The sequence below is a fragment of the Paenibacillus sp. FSL K6-2524 genome, from assembly GCF_038005525.1.
In the GTDB taxonomy this organism is placed as follows: Bacteria; Bacillota; Bacilli; order Paenibacillales; family Paenibacillaceae; genus Fontibacillus; species Fontibacillus anaericanus.
The window spans coordinates 2,598,816-2,619,048 of record NZ_JBBOSP010000001.1; the positions used below are offsets into that span (position 1 = coordinate 2,598,816).

The 20,233-nt window shown below is 42.6% G+C and carries 23 protein-coding genes and 1 pseudogene; 14 read left to right on the forward strand and 10 right to left on the reverse strand.

Annotation, left to right across the window (positions count from 1 at the left end; genetic code table 11):
- Window positions 1-41: 41 nt before the first annotated feature.
- Both NST85_RS11630 and NST85_RS11635 read right to left on the reverse strand, forming a co-directional pair.
- On the reverse strand, window positions 42-338 hold the full coding sequence (locus tag NST85_RS11630; protein WP_127191843.1) for a phosphatidylinositol kinase: 297 nt from the start codon (window positions 336-338) through the stop codon (window positions 42-44).
- A 167-nt stretch (window positions 339-505) separates the two neighbouring features.
- Window positions 506-733, reverse strand: a complete 228-nt coding sequence (locus NST85_RS11635; RefSeq protein WP_127191842.1) for a hypothetical protein — start codon at window positions 731-733, stop codon at window positions 506-508.
- A gap of 291 nt (window positions 734-1,024) precedes the next feature.
- Between NST85_RS11635 and NST85_RS11640 the strand changes: the two genes are divergently transcribed.
- Window positions 1,025-2,284 (forward strand): hypothetical protein, encoded by a 1,260-nt coding sequence (locus NST85_RS11640; RefSeq protein WP_341189385.1) that lies wholly within the window; start codon window positions 1,025-1,027, stop codon window positions 2,282-2,284.
- A 238-nt stretch (window positions 2,285-2,522) separates the two neighbouring features.
- Here the strand turns inward: NST85_RS11640 and NST85_RS11645 are convergent, their stop codons facing one another.
- The 5 genes from NST85_RS11645 to NST85_RS11665 all read right to left on the reverse strand — a co-directional run bounded on the left by NST85_RS11645 (window position 2,523) and on the right by NST85_RS11665 (window position 7,991).
- Window positions 2,523-2,966 (reverse strand): carboxymuconolactone decarboxylase family protein, encoded by a 444-nt coding sequence (locus NST85_RS11645; RefSeq protein ID WP_127191841.1) that lies wholly within the window; start codon window positions 2,964-2,966, stop codon window positions 2,523-2,525.
- 140 nt (window positions 2,967-3,106) lie between these two features.
- Window positions 3,107-3,910 carry an alpha/beta fold hydrolase gene (locus NST85_RS11650; RefSeq protein WP_341189386.1) on the reverse strand — a complete coding sequence of 268 codons (804 nt, stop codon included), beginning with the start codon at window positions 3,908-3,910 and terminating at the stop codon, window positions 3,107-3,109.
- An 874-nt stretch (window positions 3,911-4,784) separates the two neighbouring features.
- The gene (locus tag NST85_RS11655) at window positions 4,785-4,937 is read right to left on the reverse strand and encodes an aspartyl-phosphate phosphatase Spo0E family protein (RefSeq protein WP_127191838.1); all 153 of its coding nucleotides are present in this window, start codon (window positions 4,935-4,937) and stop codon (window positions 4,785-4,787) included.
- Between the two features lie 560 nt (window positions 4,938-5,497).
- Entirely contained in the window at window positions 5,498-6,820 is a 1,323-nt protein-coding gene (locus NST85_RS11660) for an IS4 family transposase (RefSeq protein ID WP_341188262.1), read from the reverse strand.
- A 493-nt stretch (window positions 6,821-7,313) separates the two neighbouring features.
- A complete protein-coding gene (locus NST85_RS11665) occupies window positions 7,314-7,991 on the reverse strand; it encodes a site-specific integrase (protein WP_127191837.1) in 678 nt (225 codons plus the stop codon).
- 72 nt (window positions 7,992-8,063) lie between these two features.
- Here NST85_RS11665 and NST85_RS11670 point away from each other — a divergent pair.
- Window positions 8,064-8,273 (forward strand): annotated as a pseudogene (locus NST85_RS11670) (M15 family metallopeptidase); the annotation flags it as partial.
- A 287-nt stretch (window positions 8,274-8,560) separates the two neighbouring features.
- Window positions 8,561-8,782 (forward strand): phage holin, encoded by a 222-nt coding sequence (locus NST85_RS11675; protein WP_127191835.1) that lies wholly within the window; start codon window positions 8,561-8,563, stop codon window positions 8,780-8,782.
- 84 nt (window positions 8,783-8,866) lie between these two features.
- On the opposite strand, the gene NST85_RS11680 is transcribed toward NST85_RS11675, so the two are convergent.
- Window positions 8,867-8,995: a YjcZ family sporulation protein gene (locus NST85_RS11680; RefSeq protein ID WP_211350072.1), complete on the reverse strand. Its 129-nt coding sequence runs from the start codon at window positions 8,993-8,995 to the stop codon at window positions 8,867-8,869.
- Window positions 8,996-9,342: 347 nt separating this feature from the next.
- Between NST85_RS11680 and NST85_RS11685 the strand changes: the two genes are divergently transcribed.
- From NST85_RS11685 to coaD, 4 genes are all read left to right on the forward strand, one after another.
- Window positions 9,343-9,732 carry a hypothetical protein gene (locus tag NST85_RS11685; RefSeq protein WP_127191834.1) on the forward strand — a complete coding sequence of 130 codons (390 nt, stop codon included), beginning with the start codon at window positions 9,343-9,345 and terminating at the stop codon, window positions 9,730-9,732.
- A 21-nt stretch (window positions 9,733-9,753) separates the two neighbouring features.
- The gene (locus tag NST85_RS11690; RefSeq protein ID WP_341189387.1) at window positions 9,754-10,023 is read left to right on the forward strand and encodes a YolD-like family protein; all 270 of its coding nucleotides are present in this window, start codon (window positions 9,754-9,756) and stop codon (window positions 10,021-10,023) included.
- Between the two features lie 614 nt (window positions 10,024-10,637).
- Entirely contained in the window at window positions 10,638-11,234 is a 597-nt protein-coding gene (gene rsmD, locus NST85_RS11695; protein WP_341189388.1) for a 16S rRNA (guanine(966)-N(2))-methyltransferase RsmD, read from the forward strand.
- Window positions 11,231-11,749 carry a pantetheine-phosphate adenylyltransferase gene (gene coaD, locus NST85_RS11700; RefSeq protein ID WP_127191831.1) on the forward strand — a complete coding sequence of 173 codons (519 nt, stop codon included), beginning with the start codon at window positions 11,231-11,233 and terminating at the stop codon, window positions 11,747-11,749. The genes rsmD and coaD overlap by 4 nt, the downstream gene beginning before the upstream one ends.
- 10 nt (window positions 11,750-11,759) lie before the next feature.
- Here the strand turns inward: coaD and NST85_RS11705 are convergent, their stop codons facing one another.
- Window positions 11,760-12,992 (reverse strand): nucleoside recognition domain-containing protein, encoded by a 1,233-nt coding sequence (locus tag NST85_RS11705; protein WP_341189389.1) that lies wholly within the window; start codon window positions 12,990-12,992, stop codon window positions 11,760-11,762.
- Between the two features lie 144 nt (window positions 12,993-13,136).
- Between NST85_RS11705 and NST85_RS11710 the strand changes: the two genes are divergently transcribed.
- A complete protein-coding gene (locus tag NST85_RS11710; protein WP_341189390.1) occupies window positions 13,137-14,162 on the forward strand; it encodes a SepM family pheromone-processing serine protease in 1,026 nt (341 codons plus the stop codon).
- Here NST85_RS11710 and NST85_RS11715 read toward each other — a convergent pair.
- Window positions 14,152-15,393: a nucleotidyltransferase gene (locus NST85_RS11715; protein WP_341189391.1), complete on the reverse strand. Its 1,242-nt coding sequence runs from the start codon at window positions 15,391-15,393 to the stop codon at window positions 14,152-14,154. The two genes, NST85_RS11710 and NST85_RS11715, sit on opposite strands and share 11 nt — an antisense overlap.
- 175 nt (window positions 15,394-15,568) lie before the next feature.
- On the opposite strand from NST85_RS11715, the gene NST85_RS11720 reads away from it, so the two are divergent.
- From NST85_RS11720 to fabD, 6 genes are all read left to right on the forward strand, one after another.
- On the forward strand, window positions 15,569-16,084 hold the full coding sequence (locus tag NST85_RS11720) for a YceD family protein (RefSeq protein ID WP_127191827.1): 516 nt from the start codon (window positions 15,569-15,571) through the stop codon (window positions 16,082-16,084).
- A 48-nt stretch (window positions 16,085-16,132) separates the two neighbouring features.
- Window positions 16,133-16,306 carry a 50S ribosomal protein L32 gene (gene rpmF, locus NST85_RS11725; protein WP_127191826.1) on the forward strand — a complete coding sequence of 58 codons (174 nt, stop codon included), beginning with the start codon at window positions 16,133-16,135 and terminating at the stop codon, window positions 16,304-16,306.
- Window positions 16,307-16,510: 204 nt separating this feature from the next.
- Window positions 16,511-17,107 carry a transcription factor FapR gene (gene fapR, locus NST85_RS11730; protein WP_127191825.1) on the forward strand — a complete coding sequence of 199 codons (597 nt, stop codon included), beginning with the start codon at window positions 16,511-16,513 and terminating at the stop codon, window positions 17,105-17,107.
- A complete protein-coding gene (plsX, locus tag NST85_RS11735) occupies window positions 17,091-18,089 on the forward strand; it encodes a phosphate acyltransferase PlsX (RefSeq protein WP_127191824.1) in 999 nt (332 codons plus the stop codon). The genes fapR and plsX overlap by 17 nt, the downstream gene beginning before the upstream one ends.
- Complete coding sequence (locus tag NST85_RS11740) at window positions 18,086-19,075, forward strand: beta-ketoacyl-ACP synthase III (RefSeq protein WP_127191823.1); 990 nt, start codon at window positions 18,086-18,088, stop codon at window positions 19,073-19,075. The genes plsX and NST85_RS11740 overlap by 4 nt, the downstream gene beginning before the upstream one ends.
- 197 nt (window positions 19,076-19,272) lie before the next feature.
- Window positions 19,273-20,211, forward strand: coding sequence for an ACP S-malonyltransferase (fabD, locus tag NST85_RS11745; RefSeq protein WP_341189392.1), 939 nt, complete (start codon window positions 19,273-19,275; stop codon window positions 20,209-20,211).
- The last annotated feature ends 22 nt before the right edge of the window (window positions 20,212-20,233 follow it).

The window sequence follows — 20,233 nt, forward strand, 5'->3', positions numbered from 1 at the left end:
AGTGCTTTTGTCAATAAGAAAAGCGGTAAATTCCCTTTTATCTAAAAGAAGAAGGGAAGTAAGAATAAATCTCTAATTCCGAAAAATGGAATGCGGCGATGGAAGAATCTGCGTCTAGGGAAAAAACCTGGATGGAAACCAAACTGTCTATAAGTAGATTCCTCAGCGGGCATTCCTGTCAACCGATCTACCATTTCATCGGTTGGAATGGCAAGGGTCACATAATCCTGATCTACGTGAGCAATAAATCCATCATGTGACTTGCCATCGGTTGTTTGAATGCCTACATATTTGTTCATGCAACTCCAACTGACTTGTTGATAATAATTTGCGTCCATGGATAACCTCCTAGGTGAATGTAACTTAATTTCAGTTTATGGTTTTTAACCCATAGTGCTCACGGCAATAGCCCATTTTAAGTAAAAAAATCTAAGAGTGGACGTGTTAAAGCACTTGTGAAGAGATCTTCACAAGTGCTTTTGTCAGATGGTGATGATATTGAGAATTAAATCAAAGCTATTGCAAGTAAGGTGAACAGACTTAACGTCAAAATATCATTGGCGCCACCAAATGGGAAGAAAGCTGAAGTTTGCACGTCGCCTCTTGGACCCGTTCTTAAATAAACATTATTTCGGTCTACTTTTGTGATAACTCCTTCATGTTGCTCACCGTGTATCGTCAAAATACGTACCCTTCTATTCATACAACGTAAGCAATTATAATAGGCTTCCACTAAGACATTCCTCCTTTTACTTATTAATTTATGGAGAAACGGACTAGGGGTAACGGCTATGTACCTAAGAGAGTTTAAAATATAAATTTGATTACAAAAAGTGAAGGAATTCCAACGTGTAACGAAAATCACTAATGTTTGATTTACTAAGGGCGGGGTAATGTCTGTTTATGAAGTTTACGGAACAGATAAATGCACGTTATGGTTTCACTATCCATACTCTATTAAATGAGTAATCATTACTATAATATGCGGGTAATCAATCCGTGGCGAACCGATGGAGGTGTATTGATGCTTAAAAAGGGTTATGTCAGTTCTATTAATACAGCTCTGCATAAAGTAAAGATCACGTTTCCAAATGATCATTCCGTTTCGATGGAACTTCCCTTTGCTTCACATTTGTCGCCCAATGTAAACGACCACGTCGTCGTCGCCTTTTCATCTTCAAATATGACAGAAGGCATGGTGATCGCTTCAGAAACGGAAACAGGCATGCGTATAAACCAAGGGTTATCTATATTTCCAGAGTGGTCTGACCAGGCTTATTCACCCTATAACTTTGCTGTCATTACAGGTGTTCGGGGTGGAGTGGCGTTTTCAGAGATGTGGATCTTAGTGAATGCTCGGTATGATTACACAACCAAAAGATTTAAGCGAATTAATGTTGATAATTTTAGTTTTGGATGGCAATACCAGGCAGGTGGTACGTATCCGGGGGAAGAGTCTATTGGTGATACTGTCAATCAGGGAATGAACCTGTGGAAGGCCAACGGTAAGAAAGCTTACGGTCCAAATGATCCTGCTAGAGAGAAAACGGGTGAGGATATAGGAGCGCTCCAACCAGACGGTTCATGGCGTGAGTTCGGTATCATGCTAGGTTGGAATAACCATTTCATGTGCGATGCTTATGGTGGTATGACGATAGGTGGATCTGGATTTGAGATTGATGGAAGTGGTACATCACCGTTTAAAAGGGTTTCTTTCGGGAAGTTTTCCGGTGGCAGCAAGGATGCAACCAAGAAATATACAGACTATGGATATGCTTACAATGGTACGATGTGGAATGCGCAACACGGCATGTGGAACATGGATGAACGAGGTTATAACTCATTTTATTGGGGGATGATCAGTCCGCTAGATTGGTACGACGGGGGTTATTTCAATCCAAATTCTGGACGAGCAAAACTCGAAGGACCTGGAACCGCATGGGTATGGCGTAAACTGAATAAAAACACGGATCCGAAAGTCGAGAATTGGGCTGATATTGCGGCGATATCCGATGATGGCCATATGACTCTCATGGGTAAGACAGTGCCGGCCATGCTCGAAGTGAAGGCCGATGTAGTTAATATAACTGATTTTAATATGGCATACCCTGATAGTACTTGGAATAAAACCAATACAGTCATTATTGCGGTTAAAGGTGTTCTCAAAAACGGTAGTCTCAAACAGATTGGTGGATTTACAGCCACCTTCACGGACTACGGAGCGTATGGTTACCTTGGCAACGATGGATTTGTCTCTGCTAAAATAATGATTTCGAAGGTTTAAATATGGTATACAACCAAAAGAGGGGAAGAAGCGTAGTTGCTCCTCCCCTGTAAAAATGTAATTAGCCTTGTAGCTACAAATATCCACTAATAGCCGATGTTCTGATAAGCCTACCTTTACGGCTAACGTTTCACTAAGCGGATTCGGTCGGATCGTAGAAAAGTCAAAGGCGAAGTAGAGACATAGGTGTAGCAAAAGAAGAAAAAAATGAACACCCTAAGGTGTTCATTGAGAGTAATTATTTTTCAGTTGCTGTATTGCCCATTGCAATAGAAATTCTATTCCAACTGTTGATTTGATTGATAATCAGAACAAGGTCAACATATTGTTTCTCGTCATATTGTTCACGTACTCGTTTATATAGGTCATCAGGAACTCTTTTTGTAGGGATTAAAGTAATATGCTCAGATAGTTCGAGAGCAACCTTCTCTTCAGGTGTATAAAAAGTACATTCATTCCAAACATTTAAACAATAAATTCGTTGTTCCGTTTCACCCATTTTACGAGCTTCGGATGTATGCATATCTATACAGAAGGCACAACCGTTAATCTGAGAGACTCTAATTTTGATAAGTTCTCTTGTAGTTCGATTAATTGTAGACTTTTTGGTGTACATCTCCATGTCCATCATAATTTTCATTGCATCAGGTGCAACTTCATAGTAGGGAACTCTTTGACTCATTTGGCAAAACTCCTTGATGTTTAATTTATCAATATTATGCCACTATTATACCATTATTATTCGGATTATACGAACATTTGTGCTACGTTTTCGTTTGACATTCAAATCATTTTTGGAATGTCCTAGTAGAATCATTATGATCATATTCTTTTCGATAGGAAATCAAGAACTACTTGATTAAATTCACGCGGCGCCTCGATAAACGGGAGATGGCCACAGTCTTGCATGATTATTTTAGATGACAATACTATACTTTTATGTAAGGTTTCCGCAGTTTTTTTGTTAAATGAATGATCTTGATCAGATATTATAATAAGGGTCGGTTTATTAATCTCGTGTAATCTATTAAAAGCATATGGTTTAACAGCCACTGAGAGACTCGGAGAGAATCTGCAGAAATTGTTAGGGTTCTCAATATTATTGATCAATTTTGTTCGAGCTTCTTCTTTTTTTATGGAAGGAATGAAGTACTGCCAGAAACGATTCGTTATGAATGACTCAATGGCTTTCTTACGTCCTTTCAAACGAAGATTGATATAATTTTTTGTTCCTTGCCACATCATATTCATAGGGTAAGGATTGCCGTTTATGGAGGGTGAAACCAAAATAAGAGCTTTGACTAGATGAGGATAAGTAAGAGTAAAGTCGATAGCAATGGCGCCACCCATGGAGGAACCTACTAAAGTAACGTTATGAAGTTTCAAGGTATCAATCAGTGCTTTTAAATCATCTTTATTGGAGAAAGAGGATTTTGGTGTACTGGAAAGGCCATATCCCCTTAAATCATATCGAATTAATTTATAATGTGTGGAAAATGAATCAACTTGTTCATTCCAAATTTGATGATCATTAAAATTTCCATGTATCAGAACAACAGGATCGCCATTCCCTGAAACTGCGTAAAAAAGCACTCCATCATCTAAGTTTAAATTGCCTTCTAGCATAACATGAGCCTCCCACACTTACTTACTCATAAGAAATCGGCGTTATTAAGGTTATCTTCTATAATGGACCTTAGTATTTCGGAAACAGAATAATCCCCTCTGTGACAGTAGCGGTCTATTTCTTCCCAGCATTCCTGCGGTAAAGTTAATGAAATTTTTCGAGTTGTTCCTATTGGTTTGCGACCTGCCCCTTTTCGCTTACCTCCTCTATTACCAGCTGAGCAATCCGTATTTTCTTTACTTATTAATTTCCTCATCTCATCACCCTACTCATGATTCCATAATAATTTCTCACAGTCAATTTATGCTACCTTAATCAAATGTCTAAATAGAAATTAGCTCATTCTTTACTACAAACAGGAACTAGCGAAAGCTTGAACATAATTAAGGGTATGATTAAACTAACGAGAAACGATAGTGGAATCATTGAAGCGGCAGACCAGGATTTTATTCTTGGTCTGCCGCTTTTTCATTAAATAGTTCAGTTAATAGGGCTTTTATTTTTTTTCATTGTATACAGTATTGGGGTTTAACCAATATCCTAAGTGGTCTTTTTTTCGTCAGAATGTTTGGGAATGTTTTTTTTCACCAAAGTAAGTCATAAATCAAAAATATGAAACCTGAAAATGAAAATAAAAACATAAAAATAGTAGCAACTTTACTCTCACCAACTTTCAATTCGACAAGTAATCGTATTCTTCCTGCAAATATTATGAGGAAGGAGCGCTAGTGGCCCCTAGTGGTCTTTGTTAAAGAAAAAAGTCCATACTACCAATCCAGCTGTGGGATATTTTTGTTCAATTCCTCTTTTTTTCTGCGCATTATGAGCGTGTTATTTCTATAATATAGGAGCCGCATCCGCGACTCCCTTATTTCATTTTGCTTGTTTACCTCTTTGGAGCTCATTTAACAATCTATCAAGTTTTTGGCTAAGAATTACTAACTCTTGGTCAGCTAGGCGTCCATACACAGCGAGTTTATTTAACTCCAAGCGGAGTTCTTCAATTTTGTTGTAAAGTTCACACAAATCGAACAGCCCCTAATATTTATATATCTATATTAGACGTTCGCTGTGCACCACGACCGTAAAGCGGAAACCCAGCATTGTCCCGTCCGCACCGGAATCAAATGTGGTATTATGAATTTCGGCAAATTAAGACAAATATCCTCCTTATAAGATAAAATATGTAAAACGATGTTGTGATTAGTAATTAGCGGTTTATTCCACTGTTCTGGATTGTAACGGAACCAGTAGACGTTATTTCGTCATTATTCATGCATTGGGGCATCAATTGGAAGGAATAAGGTCATTCAATCGGTTAGATTTTTTTCGGCGCTCAAAACTCAAAATATGGGCTACTAGTTCCCTTAGATTGATGACTGAATAATTAGGCGGCATCAAAAAACGCAGACCCTTAAGGACAATGTCATTAAGATAAGCTCAAAACGAAACCGAGAATAAAAATGAAATCCGAAACGGCATGGGTAAAAGAACTGTGCCGTTTTTTTTTGCGCAAGCAAGAAAAAAAGCGTACAGCAAACAAAGCGGATGAAATACCCGCTTAAAAAATGTTCATGTGAAACGAATTATGCTACTCTGTAAACGAAGCTAACAGCTGATTTATAGCGAATTTTGCGCGTATTCTTCTGCCCTGGGCGAATGGGTCGAATCGGCAAAATGTTTTTGCGAATCAGTCCTTCAACATCGGGCGGGGATCCATTGTCTCTTGAGTGCAGGAAATGTCTACAAACGTGAACGGCGACCGTGAAGTTGACTTGGTATTGATGCCGTTTATTCATTTGAGAAATGACTACGTGCGAGGTAATCATTTCAGTGAAATTGTACATGATCATTCTTGCGAAAATCTCTTGGGTGATGGACTCTCGCTTCTTTGCGTGAAAACTCGTCAGACCGACTGTGTATTTTAATGCCCTGAAAGAGGTTTCTATACCCCATCGCATGTTATAAATAGACCTGAGTTCATCGGGTGGGAAATCAGTGCTAGAAAGATTCGTAATGACGGTTTCATAAGCGCCACTCGGCAGGACGAAACGAACAACCCGAAAAAAAATGGGATAAAACAAGTTCTCATGCAAATCCAAAAAATCAAAAGTAGACGTGGAAGGGACGAACTTGTAAATTTCGGGATGAGCCTTGATCTCTTTGGTTTGTTTTTTGGTGAGTGTCAGATAAACGTCCATATCAAACGTTCCACCAGAGGGCAAACGCAAGCCTGAAAGAATACCATTAGAATCTAAATCCTTTACCCGAATAACATAGTTCCACCCTTTGCGTTCAATATGCGCAAAATTGTTGTAACTTTCATAACCTCTATCGGCAGTAACAATGGTTTTGTCTTTAATGGAGGAACGGTCAACCATATCTGCTAGTGCTCTTCTCTCGTTACACAACCTTCGTGGCTGAACAATGGCATCCACGTAAAGTCTGCTGCACAAATCATAGGCTGCATTCAAATGCAGAAGGTTATAGCCTTTCGTGTTCGGCTGACTTTGAAAATAGGTGTCCGTATCCGCAGAGTCTGTTGCGATATGCAAATCGGAACCGTCAACAGCAAGTAATCGATACCCTCGGTAGTGCTTGATATCCGTATAGGTTTGCGTAAATTTGTGAAACAAGAATTCCAGAGCTGAAGGCAGGATTTTATTTCTCTGCTGGACAAAAGCAGAAGTGGTCGCGGTGTTTACGTCATAGCCTTGCGATTCTAAGAGTTCCTTATACATGCTGTTCCCACCCATGGAGATCAAGAGTTGCATAACCGTTTCAAAGGGTAGCTTTTTCTTTCGGGTAAAGTCTTTTTCAGGGTTTTTGACATAAGGTGCTGGTGCGGCTGACATTTCTCGTAGAAGGGATGTCAGCGTTTCTTTTAGTGAATTCGCATACTCATTCATTGGCGTAACCTCCTCGTTTTTTCAAGGGGCTACGCCACACATTTCAATCTACTTGTCAAGTTCTATTTCTCAGTTTCGCGCAAAAAAAAGAGCAGGCTATCTTTTCGATAACCTGCTCTTTTCTTAATTTTTGGACCTATGCTTTAACTTAATGACATTGCCCTTAAGGACTGCGTTTTTTTTGTTAGAGCAGTATTATACAAAATGATTACAGGCATACGGAAACGATGACAAATGCCACCTAATTGCCACCCTGAATGAGTTTTAACTAAAATAAATCCAATAAAGCCTTGGTTTATATGGTATTTTCACACAAAAAAATTGGGCGCCCTTTGCAGAGCGCCCTCATGGGAGAAGAGAGGACTCAGTTATAAGGCTTTGCAAAACAGTGATAATAGATATGTTTTATTACGCTTCGATTATTGAATACTGTTAAACATTTTCGTGTTTTCTGAACCTTTATTATACATTTGGTCTACAATCAGTCTACAACTTATAAAGATGACTTGAATAATGTATCCAGTTTGTCGGCTGCGCTCTTATCTGCCGATTGTAGAGCATGTCCATAAACATTCATGGTGGTAGTGATATCTGCGTGACCTAATCGCTCAGAAATAATCTTTGCATGGACACCTTGATTAATTAACAAAGTCGCTGAGGTGTGTCTGAGGTCGTGAAACCTTATTTTTTTAAGGCCGTTATAATCAAGGAATTCAATCCACCACTTAGTTGGTCGGTTGAAGTATAATGCGCCTCCGTACGCGTTTGGAAAATCAAATTCATGTTCTTTCTCTTTCCAACGATCCATAATTCTCATTTTTTCTTGGAGGTAATGCATACGATACTTTTTCAGCATCTCTAAGTTGGAAGATGGTAATGATATAGTGCGAATTGATTTTTTTGTCTTAGGAGGTTTTATAACTGGTTTCCCATTGTCTTTAATTGAAATGGATTGTACGACTCTTAAAGTACCCTCGATTAAATCAATGTGACTCCACTCTAAAGCAATTAATTCGCCACGCCGCATGCCTGTAGAGATAGCCAAAGTGATTAACATTCGGAATAAAAATGGTTCATCATCTAGAGCTTTAAATAAAAGTTTGACGTCATTTTCATCATAAACCTGAATCTCTTTAGTTGGTATCTCCTTAGGTTTTTTCACGCCGTCCATAGGACTTTCTTTTATTACCTTCCACTCAACGGTTCTGAGAAAAACACTTCTTAGCACCCGATAGATGTACACAATAAGACGCTTAAGAGTTATCACATAGTAGGTCAAGCGCTGGACTTTGTGCCTGTCCTTGCTACAGGCGCTACAGATTATAACGGGTATGGAGCCGCGGGCATTAAAAAGGCAATAGCAGAGGCTAAGAGGTTGGGGTTTGAGTGGGGTGGCGATTGGGGTTGGGATAGCCCTCATTTACAATTTAATTACAAAGGATACGGTACTGATTTAAAGCTTGATATTACGAAGGAGGATGAAGAGATGACAGCAGCAGAAAAAGATGTGTCCACAGCCTTACAAACTACGGTAAAGGAACAAGCAAAGCAAATTGCAGCGCTAGAGAAGAGACTGAATATAACAGGCAAAGAAACATATGCATCCGGCTATGCAGAAGCGGTTGAGGCAGCCAAGAAATCCGGTGCTATTACCACTTCGTCGGATAAATCGAAAATCGATTTAAATATTATTCAAATGCTTCATAATCTCGGGCTTTTAAAGAAAGGGGCTAAATAATCATGAATAAGAAAAGATGGCGCAACTATGCCCTATGGGTAAGTGTTGTATCTCAAGCTTTGCTATTAGTCCAACTTGTTGGGCACCTGACAGAAACGTTTGAAGTTTCGGATATTATGCAACAAGACATTATGACGATAGTAAACGTTGTTCTTGGCCTATTAACAACCTTGGGGATCGTGTCGAACCCAACGAAGCCGAATAGTTCTGGGTTTAATTTATAAACTGACATAACCCCACAGGTATAGGCTAGTGGGGTTGTTCTTTATTTCATTATCCACATTAGACGTTAAAACGCTTTATCGGCATTAACAGCCAACACCGAGACCACCAACACCACCGAAACCTACACAAGCGCAAGAGACGATTACTAATAAGATGAACAATACAAGGATTGTACCTGTGTTTGTAAAAGCTCCACCAACTATACCGGACATATAAGCACCTCCCTAATTATAAGTACACGTTATGTTATGAACGCTGCTCTCCCTTTGATTGGGTGATTGTAACTGTGTATTGATATTAATAATGTTCTAATGGATTGACTGTTGCACTAACGGGACACAATAGCGCAATGGAAAGATCATAGGTAGAACCCCCAGCTGTTGCTCGCTGGAGGGTCTAACAATACTCTTTGGAGGTTGACGGGTAGGTGGTTGAAGGTGTCAATACTAGGATATGATTTGTATGAAATAATGGTGACAGGGTAGATTTTCTTCTTGAATAAAGAACGTACATTCGCATATAATACAAACAGATGTTCGTATTATTGGAGGCGTATGTAATGAGTAAGATTGCCAATATCATAACAGCCGAGGAACGCACGATGATTCGCGATTATATTTTGTTACCGCATCTGCAAAGTATGGTACAGAAGAGTTTAGATGATATCGAGTATTCAACCAACATTTTAAAACGTCTGTATCTGATGGCTGGGCAAAGGATACTTGATCAGATTATTAAAGACTCACGTAATTTAAAAAGGGAGTTAAAGCAGCGAGACATAAGAATTTTAGAAATCAAGTACGAGGACTTTGTAATAAATCACCACTACCACTGTAGGGGATATCAGGACGTATTTGGGATAACGCGCGATGCTATGAAATCAGAGATCAGTTTAAAGCTATCTCAATATATATCCGAGTTGGCTAGATACCTAAAAGGGCAATTGTAAATACAACCAGGAGGCGATCACATGTATTCTGTTCCAAAACCCAGTAAGAAGTATAAGGAATCAAGACCTAAGAGGGATTATCTGGAGCTAGAGGAATTAGCCGAAAGACTTACGGAGGCGAAAGAGAGTAACACGGTCCTGACGTTTTCTATTTGGCGTTGGGAGGACGACTTGAAAGGTACGATAACTAATATGGACTCACTTACTCAGAGCGTACACATAGCCGATGTAATAGGCGAGATACATAAAGTGCCGTTTATAGATATAATGGCGGTTGTTAATGCAGAGTAAAAGAATATACAAAATAAAAACAGACCGCTTTGGCGTTATGCCTCTACGGTCTGTTTTTGGTTCATTTACCCACAGCTTACCCACGAGTTAGTAGTTAAACGTAGTATTTTATCTTCCTCTACTTTCCATCCATGAACGGCCCTGTTTGAGTTTAACTAGAGTTTTTACTTGAAGGGGATGATACCTGCTATATTTCGTATCCGTGTTCTTTTAAATACAACTCACCCGCTTCGCATAGCTCCTCAAGCTCTCGAACGCCCATATATCTATTGTTCCAGGATATTGTCGATATTATCAGAAGAAAACCTTATGAATAAAGGGTTTGTTGAATTAAAAAATTGGGCGCCCTTTGCAGAGCGCCCTCATGGGAGAGGAGAAACCGGATGAAGAGCTTATGGGGAAACGTAAGTCTTCTCCGCGGTTGTCTACGACATTTGGTGATGTCGATAGTTTAAGTGTGTCCGCACTGTGCTGATTTATACCTTCAGAGCCTAAATAATGTTATAATGATTGCGTTTTTAAATCCGCTTTGGATTATGGTACGATATCGACAGTTGTGTTGGTGTAGGTTAGGTATTTTAAAAAGTGTGTGTTCAAAAAGGGTGTGATTAGAAATGAGAGTTATTTCAGGAAGTGCTCGGGGCAGGACATTAAAGGCTGTTCCAGGTACGGGGACTCGTCCGACAACCGATAAGGTCAAAGAGGCATTGTTCAGCATGATAGGTCCTTATTTTGAAGGTGGAGCGGTACTTGATTTATTTGCGGGTACAGGTGGCCTTGGGATTGAGGCGCTTAGTCGTGGGATGGAACGGGCAGTCTTCGTTGACATGGAGTACAAAAGTATTGATATTATCCGTACAAATTTAAAGGCAACCAAGTTCGAAGAATGCTCTGAAGTCTATAAGAATGACGCGGAAAGAGCTCTGAAAGCATTAGCTAAGCGAGAGATCACTTTTGATCTAGTGTTTCTAGACCCGCCGTATCGATTGAAACATGGGGACAAGCTTATGGAGCAGATGGATAGTCTTGGTTTGTTAGAAGATCAAGCAACGATCGTGCTCGAACATGAGTCGTCATTTGTATATCCGGATACTTTCGGAAAATTTGCGATATGGCGTAAAGCTGAGTATGGCGAAGTGGCTATTTCAATTTATGCATACGAACAAGAGAAAGAGTCGGTCTTGACCGAGCAAGGGGGAGTTTCAACATGAAGAAGCAAAATAATGAGATACGAGTGGCGGTATATCCTGGTAGTTTTGATCCGGTAACCAAAGGGCATATGGACATCATCCAGCGGGCTTCCCGGCAGTTTGATAAATTAATTGTGGCTGTTCTGAATAATACGAGTAAAAGTCCGCTGTTTACTGTTGAGGAGAGGAAAGAGCTTCTCACCTCTGCTACTAGTCATCTCGAGAATGTGGAGATTGACAGTTTTCGCGATCTTTTGGTCAATTATATGGTTTATAAACAAGCGGATGTTATTGTCAGAGGTATTCGCTCGGTAACAGATTTCGAATATGAACTCCAAATTGCTTCAACTAATCACAAGTTAAACAGTGAGGTAGAGACGATCTTTATGATGACGAATCCTACATATTCTTATCTTAGCTCCAGCATGGTGAAGGAAATTGCGAGCTTTCAAGGGAATGTTAGTGATTTAGTTCCGGCTGTGGTAGAGAAAGCGCTGAAGGATAAGTATGACGGAAATCAACTAACTAATAATTAATTAAGTTAAGTTACGTATCCATATGTCTTCGCCAGAAGAGACCCAACAAGAGAAATAAACCAACAAGCAAACCAAGTAACCAAACTTGCCATTCGAATATAGCCATGACTTGATTCCAATTTGGCAGTATGGCTTCGATACTTTTGGTCAAGACACCGCTACGTTCGATCTCTTTATTTACGGGTAGCACTCCTGTGAGTAAGGTTAGGGGCTTCCAAAGGAGTAATGTGAAAATATAGGCATAGATCCCATGGAGCATACGGTTGATTAGGAAATAACGTCCTTTGATTCCGATAGGTCCAAGAATGGCACGGACTTGAAGGGTAGCACACAAACCGCTCCACCCAAGCGCTGCACCCAGTAAGGCTGATTGTAAAGCGGGTGTCAAATCCAACTTGGTAGCACTATAAGCTCCGAGGTGGACCTCTAATAATCCTGCAATAGGGAATGCTAGTATTTCTGTAGGGAGAAATGAAGAGATCACTTGGATAACGACCGCAAAAATAAGCATAAACCCACCGGTGACCATCATGGTTTGCACGGCTGAGGTGACGGAGTCGCCTAATAGTTTACCGAAGCCACGACCGTCTTCTCTACGAACCTCTTCCATATTTCGTATAGCAAGTTTGAGCCTGGATGATGCTCGTTTGCTTTGTTCTTGAGTTTTAAGTTCTTTTGTTGTAGTTTTTTTTTGCTTTGAAGGCGTGAGGAAGTGTAGCGTCATTCCAGCAGCAAGGCCTGCAGCCCAATGCACAATCAGTAGGAGTAGCCCAAGTCCAGGAACACCTAGAAATCCCGTTCCGACAACAACAATGAGTAACACAGGGCTGCAAAAGTGCGCCGCACCAGCTAATTTCTCTGCCTCTAAGGTGGAGATTTTCCCTTGCTTGTAGAGCGTTGCTGTAGCTTCTGCGGCTGCTGGAAATCCCGCAGTCATACCAAGGGGAAGAACCCAACCGGCGATACCAGGTAAACCGAGTGCCTTCCTTGTAAAAGGATCTAGTAGCGTCCCGAGGCCTTGCGCAAAACCGCCAGCGAGCAATATTTGAGATATAACGAGAAATGGCAGCATAGCCGGAAATACGATTCTCCACCAAATGGTCAGTCCTTGTCCAGATGCTTGGAAGGCCGCGGCTGGCGCGTAGACGATACTGAAGACAAGCAGTGCAGCGATGGCCCCAAGTCCAATCGTCATCGCTAAGGCTAAGCGGTGGCTACCAGTTACGGAGTTATCACGATTCATGTGTAATTCCCCTCTTTTGTACAGACATTTTTCGTATATGTAAACGTAAGCTATAAGTACGACCTCTATTAGTACATGCTTATGCTTAACTCGGATTTAACAGACCAAGGGATACTCTACCTGCATGAAGGAGATGAACATACAATGCGCCAATCCAGATCAAGAATAATTAAATCCGGACTTTATGTGCTCACAATTATCATCCTAGTTTATGTGGTTGTTTATATGCCGACCCCTTATATGATTAACCAGCCGGGGACTGCAGAGGAGATCAAGCCAATGGTCACTGTGCAGGATGCAGATCCTGAGGAAAAAGGGACCTTTATGCTCACGACGGTGTCCGTCAGTTACGCCAATTTAGCGATGTTAGTTACGTCTCAATTTAATACTCACGCTGAGATCATCCGTAAAGAACCTGATCGAGATGAAAAGGAGTATGCAACAGAACAGAAATATTATATGAGCAGCTCACAGTCCAATGCGATTGTTGCAGCCTATAATCAAGCGGATGTTCCATATGAAATAGTGCCTGAATATGTATTTATCGTGGGGTTGTCCAAGACGATTCAAACTAAGGGGGATTTTCTTCCTGGAGATATTTTCACTAAAGTAAATGGGTCATCTGTAGGCCGTTTAGAGGATTTAGCATCTTTATTAAAAGGAAAAAAAGTGGGAGAAACTGTTTCTGTGGAGCTCAAGCGAGATGGAAAAATTTTGAATCAGCAGGTTGAATTAGTGGAGATCGGTGGGGATAGTGGAACTACTAAAGCGGGGCTTGGTGTCAGCATAGGAGAAGTTCGTAAAGTTATGCCTAAAGAAAGTGGTAAAGAAGTCGAATTCGCTAATACCAGAATCGGCGGGCCATCCGCTGGGCTGATGTTTACGCTCGAAATCTATAATCAGTTGACTCCTGGTGATCTTAGTAAAGGTTACCGCATCGCGGGGACCGGTACGATGTCAGTAGATGGAACGGTTGGACCGATTGGTGGAGTCCAGTTCAAAATCGTTGCATCGGACCGAGAACACGCTGAAATATTTTTTGTGCCAGAGTCGAACTATAATGATGCCAAAGCGAAAGCAGAAGCAATCGGAAGTAAGATGACACTTGTGCCAGTTAAAAATGTGGATGATGCGCTAAAATATTTAGAGGAACTGACACCTAAAGCATGATCGGCGGCTGACGATAATCGCGAAATATGGAGTCTTGATCTCTCTCCCGCATGGCGTTAGCGTAGACGGAGGAGGCCTTGAGGTCAAGTTCCAAATGGGGATGAGTTAAGTCAGCAGCTCTTGTGACGATGGGAAGCGACGCGCTTTTTCGCATGGTCTTGAGTAGCTTGCGTCCTTTGGCGCTGAATCCGAGGACACGAAGATAACCTGGACCCTCCGCAAGAGCGGGCCTGGATAGCTCTGAGCGCTCATTCTGCAATAGTACATGAAGTAGCGTGCGCTGTAGCTTAGTTAGTGTATAGCGTTTTGTTTTGAGTTGTTGGAGGAGCGCGCTGACGGTGGGCTTCTCGAGCTCATATAGCGTTTTTTTGATGCGATATTGCAGGCCTTCGGTCATTTCGTGATGTCCGGCTAATTCTTGCGGTGAACTCAGTAGAAGACGGTGAAATAACGGCCTTGTGAAGCTTTCCCATGTTACTGGTCCGCGTCCAGCTGCAAATTCTCGCGCGAGAATTTCTGCAGTAAAATGCGGAACGTAGGGGGCAATGGCGGCCAGTCCATCACTTTCGATGAGCCTCCGCACGGCGGTGGCACTAGCGATGTTCGCATTTCCTGGCAGGACATCGCCATAGTTCGAGCTGTTTCGCAGTACCGTAACGGGCGAGATGCGGCTTCTCAGTCTTCGTAGCGCGATAAGATATTGCAGGCCTAAGCTATTGTTAGGCTGTGCTAACAACGCTACTATGGCTTCGCTGGAGGTATCTCCTCCAGCTGCGGTAAGTGTGGCTGCGGCCGCAGCGGCGTACGCAGCGGGATAACTCGCCCCAGTGGCGAGCTGCTCGGCGAGAGCGGCCCTTAGTGCATCGCTCTCGTCTGCTAACTGCTCTGCGAGCGGTAGCAGCGCTTCAAGCTGGCCAGCTTCACTACCGAAGCACAGATCTGTGACGATGCCAGTGGCCTCTAGTAAGGCAACTGCGCCGTAAGCGAACCACTCTGCCGGCTGCGCCGCAAAGGCAACTGGAAGCTCAAGCACGAGATCCACACCTAAGTGCAGCGCCATTTCTGCTCGCGCCCATTTATTTACGAGTGCTGGCTCGCCACGTTGTAGAAAATCGCCGCTCATGACAGCGATGACGCCATCGGCATTTGTGAGACGTTTTGCTTCTGCGAAATGATAGGCATGTCCGTTATGTAGTGGATTATATTCAACAATCAATCCCGTGATATTCAAAACAACTTCCACCTTTTTGCGACAGAGATTGTTACTCTTCGCCCGATTTGTGCAATAATAGTAATATAACACGAAGAAGTAAGATTTCTGAATCTGGATAGAAAACTATGCTTTGTTGTTGACAAAACTGGCTAAAAATCGGTATAATAAATTTTGTTTGTTTGGAGTGATATTCGTGAATTTTAATTTTCGTCAAGTAGCTACATCTGAAGGACCGGTGGAACTCCATCAGGCTTTGGATGTTAGCAGTTTAGTCGAAGAGCGTAAGGACATTATTGGTATGGGACCGCTTCAAGCCGATCTGCAGGCAAAATCTGCGGAAGGTGGCATTGTGGATGTCAGCGGCACCTTGTCTGTGGAACTTGATATGTCTTGTTCCCGATGTCTGAAGCCTTTGAAACGCGAAGTCGATATCGAATTTGAAGAAAGCTTCAAACATAGCGACACTCCCGTGACAAAATTGCAGGATGAAGAAGAGGAACTCCGGTATGTTACCGAAGACAGTGTGGACTTGACTCCATATATCGAAGAATCCTTTGTTCTAAATCTTCCGTTTGTCGCCGTATGTAGCGATTCTTGCAAGGGGCTTTGCGCAAATTGTGGGGTTGACTTAAACGAACGGGAATGCGACTGTAATAAAGATCGTATAGATCCGAGATTAGCAGCGCTAAGCGATTTTTTCAAAAAATGAGATGAAAAAATTACCGAATAGGTTTATTTGAATAAGGAGGTGGGAACCATGGCAGTACCTCAACGGAGAACGTCCAAAACGCGCCGCGACAAACGCCGCACGCATTTTAAATTGGCTGTGCCGGGCATGGTAAAATGTGAACAATGCGGAGAAATGAAGCTTGCTCACCACGTATGCAAAGTTTGCGGAACATACAAAGCAAGAGAAATCATCAAGCAATAGTCTTGAGATATGTTTAAACTCAAAGTAGTACTTCATCTTCGGTGAGGTGCTACTTTTTTTTGTCTCAGAACGATTGTGCTTTCTTTTTGTGGACAGATGTTTTATACTAATTTTTAGTACCAGGTTCTAATATGTAAAACTTAAAAATGATAAAATTGTTTATATAAATAACTTATTCATCCGGAGGTGATATCCATCGAACGTTTGCCCAAAAGGGCGAGACAGCAGCAGCTCGTCAAAATGATTGAAGAAAATCCCTTTGTGACGGATCAGGAATTAACCCGGCAATTAAAGGTTAGTATTCAGACGATCCGACTTGATCGGATGGAGCTTGGGATACCAGAGCTAAGAGAACGAATGAAGCTTATGGCTGAACGCTCTTATGATCAGGTTCGTTCCCTTCCTTTGCATGAAGTAATCGGGGATATCGTTGACCTTCAGTTGGATAAGAGCGGGATTTCAATATTTGAAATCTCCAAAGAACATGTTTTCTCTCGTACAGGAATCGCGCGTGGACATCATGTGTTTGCACAAGCTAACTCCTTGGCGGTAGCTGTCATTAACGACGAAATCGCATTGACTTTTTCAGCGGATATCCGCTTCGTGAGATCTGTTCATCTGGGAGAGAAATGTATAGCAAAAGCATATGTTCGTCCTGTATCCGGCAATCGGGGAAAAGCCAAGGTTGAGGTCTTTACCTATGTTGGTGAGGAAATGGTGTTCCAAGGAAACTTTGTTATCTACCGATCAACCGGAGAAGAGAATCACGAAGGAGGAAGTCATCATGCGGATCGCCATTGATGCCATGGGCGGAGATCACGCTCCAAAGAGTACTGTGGAGGGTGCATTAGCTGCGGCCAAGGAATGGAGCGATATAGAGGTCATTCTGGTGGGGGACAAGGAAGCATTGGAACCATTAATTCTGGATGCGCCGCCTAATTTGCGGATTCATCATGCGGGGGAAGTGATTGAACCTGAGGATGAGCCGGTCAAAGCTGTTCGCCGGAAGAAGGATGCTTCCATGGTTGTAGCCGGACGTCTGGTCAGAGAGGGTAAGGCCGACGCAATGATCTCCGCAGGCAACACTGGGGCATTGATGACGACTGGCTTACTTGTCGTTGGGCGGATGGAAGGGATCGAGCGTCCCGCACTTGCGCCAATGATACCTACGGTGGATGAACGTGGTGTGTTGGCACTTGATCTTGGGGCGAACATGGATGCGAAGCCCGAGCATTTGGCCCAGTACGCATTAATGGGGAGTATTTATCGCCAGAAAGTTCACGGTATTGCGAACCCACGTGTAGGACTGTTGAATGTTGGAACGGAACCAGGGAAGGGCAACGAACTGACAAAGGTTGCTTATCCGCTTATTCAGGAGATGCCGATCAACTTCGTTGGTAACGTAGAGGCTCGTGATGTATTAACTGGGGCTTGCGATGTACTCGTGTGCGATGGTTTTGCTGGTAATATCTTGTTGAAATCACTTGAGGGTACAGCGGGAACGATATTCTCACTTCTAAAAAAAGAATTCAGCAAATCATTAAAGAATAAGCTGGCCGCTGCGGTATTGATGCCTTCATTACGTAATATGAAGAAAACTCTTGATTATAAAGAACATGGCGGAGCTCCACTCCTTGGACTTAGTGGTCTTGTTGTTAAGGGACATGGTTCCTCGGACGGCGGTGCCATTAAGAATGCAGTACGGCAGGCTAGAACCGCGATTCAAGGACGTTTAACAGAGAGTATATCAAATGAAATTAGCGGGAAGAGAGTGACAGAATGATGAAATTACGTTCGGTGGGTATAGTTGGGACAGGTATGTACGTTCCCGAAAAGGTGTTAACGAACGCGGAATTGGAAACGATTGTGGATACCAATGACGAATGGATAGTATCGCGGACGGGAATTCGGGAACGACATATTGCTGCACCCGAACAAGCGACCTCTGATCTAGCGTATGAAGCCGCTATTCAGGCGCTGAAATCTGCTGGACTTGCAGCTGAAGATTTGGAACTAATTATCGTGGCGACGGTTACGCCAGATACAACTTTTCCTTCGACAGCTTGCATCTTACAAGAAAAACTTGGGGCTAAGAAAGCAGCTGCGTTCGATTTGTCTGCTGCTTGTTCAGGGTTTGTCTACAGCTTAGCTACGGCAAATGGATTCATTCAGACGGGAATGTATAACAACGCACTCATTATCGGGGCTGATACTTTATCCCGAATTACTGATTATACGGATCGTAACACATGCGTTTTGTTCGGCGATGGAGCTGGAGCTGTAGTTCTCGGCGAAGTTCCTGAAGGTCGTGGCTTCCTCTCTTTTGATCTCGGTGCTGAAGGAGCAGGTGGACCGCTTCTTAAACTCGAAGGTGGCGGTTCACGCTTACCTGCCTCAACGGAAACTGTTCAAGAAGGTAAACATTTTATTTATATGAACGGTAGAGAAGTGTTTAAGTTTGCGGTTCGTATTATGGGAACAGCGACTGAGGAAGTACTACGCAAGGCGGGTAAGACCAAGGAGGAAATCGATTTATTCGTTCCTCACCAAGCTAATATTCGTATCATTCAGTCTGCTATGCAACGGCTTAATTTGCCGGAAGAGAAATGTGTTGTCAACGTGGACAAATATGCTAACACATCAGCAGCGTCCATCCCATTAGCGCTTGTTGAGGCTGCGCAAGGGGGTCGCATTAAGGAAGGCGATACTGTCTTGCTTGTTGGCTTCGGCGGTGGTCTTACCTGGGGAGCCTCTGTGCTCGTCTGGTAGAGGTTGTTTAAAAAGTCATCTTTTGATCATGAAGGATATCAAGAGATATATTCCGCTCCTCGGCCTCAAGCTTCATTCAACTGAGGAGTTTTGAAAAAACGCTTCTTCGGAAGCATAGGCTCTTGGTGCTGAAAAGCTGACTTTTTTAACACGGATTAGTAGTAAAATCTACGACAGGATAAGGAGTCAAATATCGGATGAGTAAAATAGCTTTTGTTTTTCCTGGACAGGGTTCTCAAAGTGTAGGAATGGGCAAAGATCTTTATGAAGCTTTGCCGTCATCGCGGCGGTTGTTTGACATAGCTGACGAGGTTACCGGCCTGCCGCTTACCCGTCTGATCTTTGAAGGACCAGAGAGCGAATTGAAGCAAACGGCCAATACACAGCCAGCTTTATTAACAACTAGTGTGGCGTTATATGAGGCATTTGCTGCAAAGGGCTTTGCACCTGATTATGTAGCGGGTCATAGCTTGGGCGAATACAGCGCTCTGACAGCGGCTGGAGTACTTTCGTTCGAGGATGCAGTATCCATCGTACGTGCTCGCGGCCAGTTCATGGAGCAAGCAGTTCCTGGTGGAAAGGGTGCTATGGCGGCTGTTCTTGGTGGAGAGCGTGAAGCGCTTGCTGGTTTATGCGCTGATATTACTGCTGGCGGTAATCCGGTCGAACTAGCTAATATTAATTGTCCTGGTCAAATCGTTGTCTCTGGTAGTAAGGAAGGCGTCGATCAGGTTGTTGAACGCGTCAAGGAGATCGGAGCGAAACGTGCGATCCTACTTGAAGTTAGTGGTCCATTCCATTCGTCCTTGATGAAATCTGCAGCGGAGCGTTTAGCGGAGAAACTCGAGAGTGTTACAATCAAAGATTCCGTCCTCCCAGTCGTAGCGAATGTTACAGCCCGCCCAGTTCATAGTGGAGCCGATATATCGCGATTGCTTGTTGAACAAGTGTATTCTCCTGTATTGTGGCATGACAGCGTTTCTTGGCTTATCGAGCAAGGTGTGGATACCTTTGTCGAGATTGGCCCTGGTAGCGTGTTATCCGGTCTGATCAAGAAAATTGACAAGAGTGTTCGTATCTTCAATGTAAACGGCCTGGAAAGTCTGGAAGCAACCGCAGCAGCACTGGAAATATAAGTTAAATTAATGAAAGTGATTT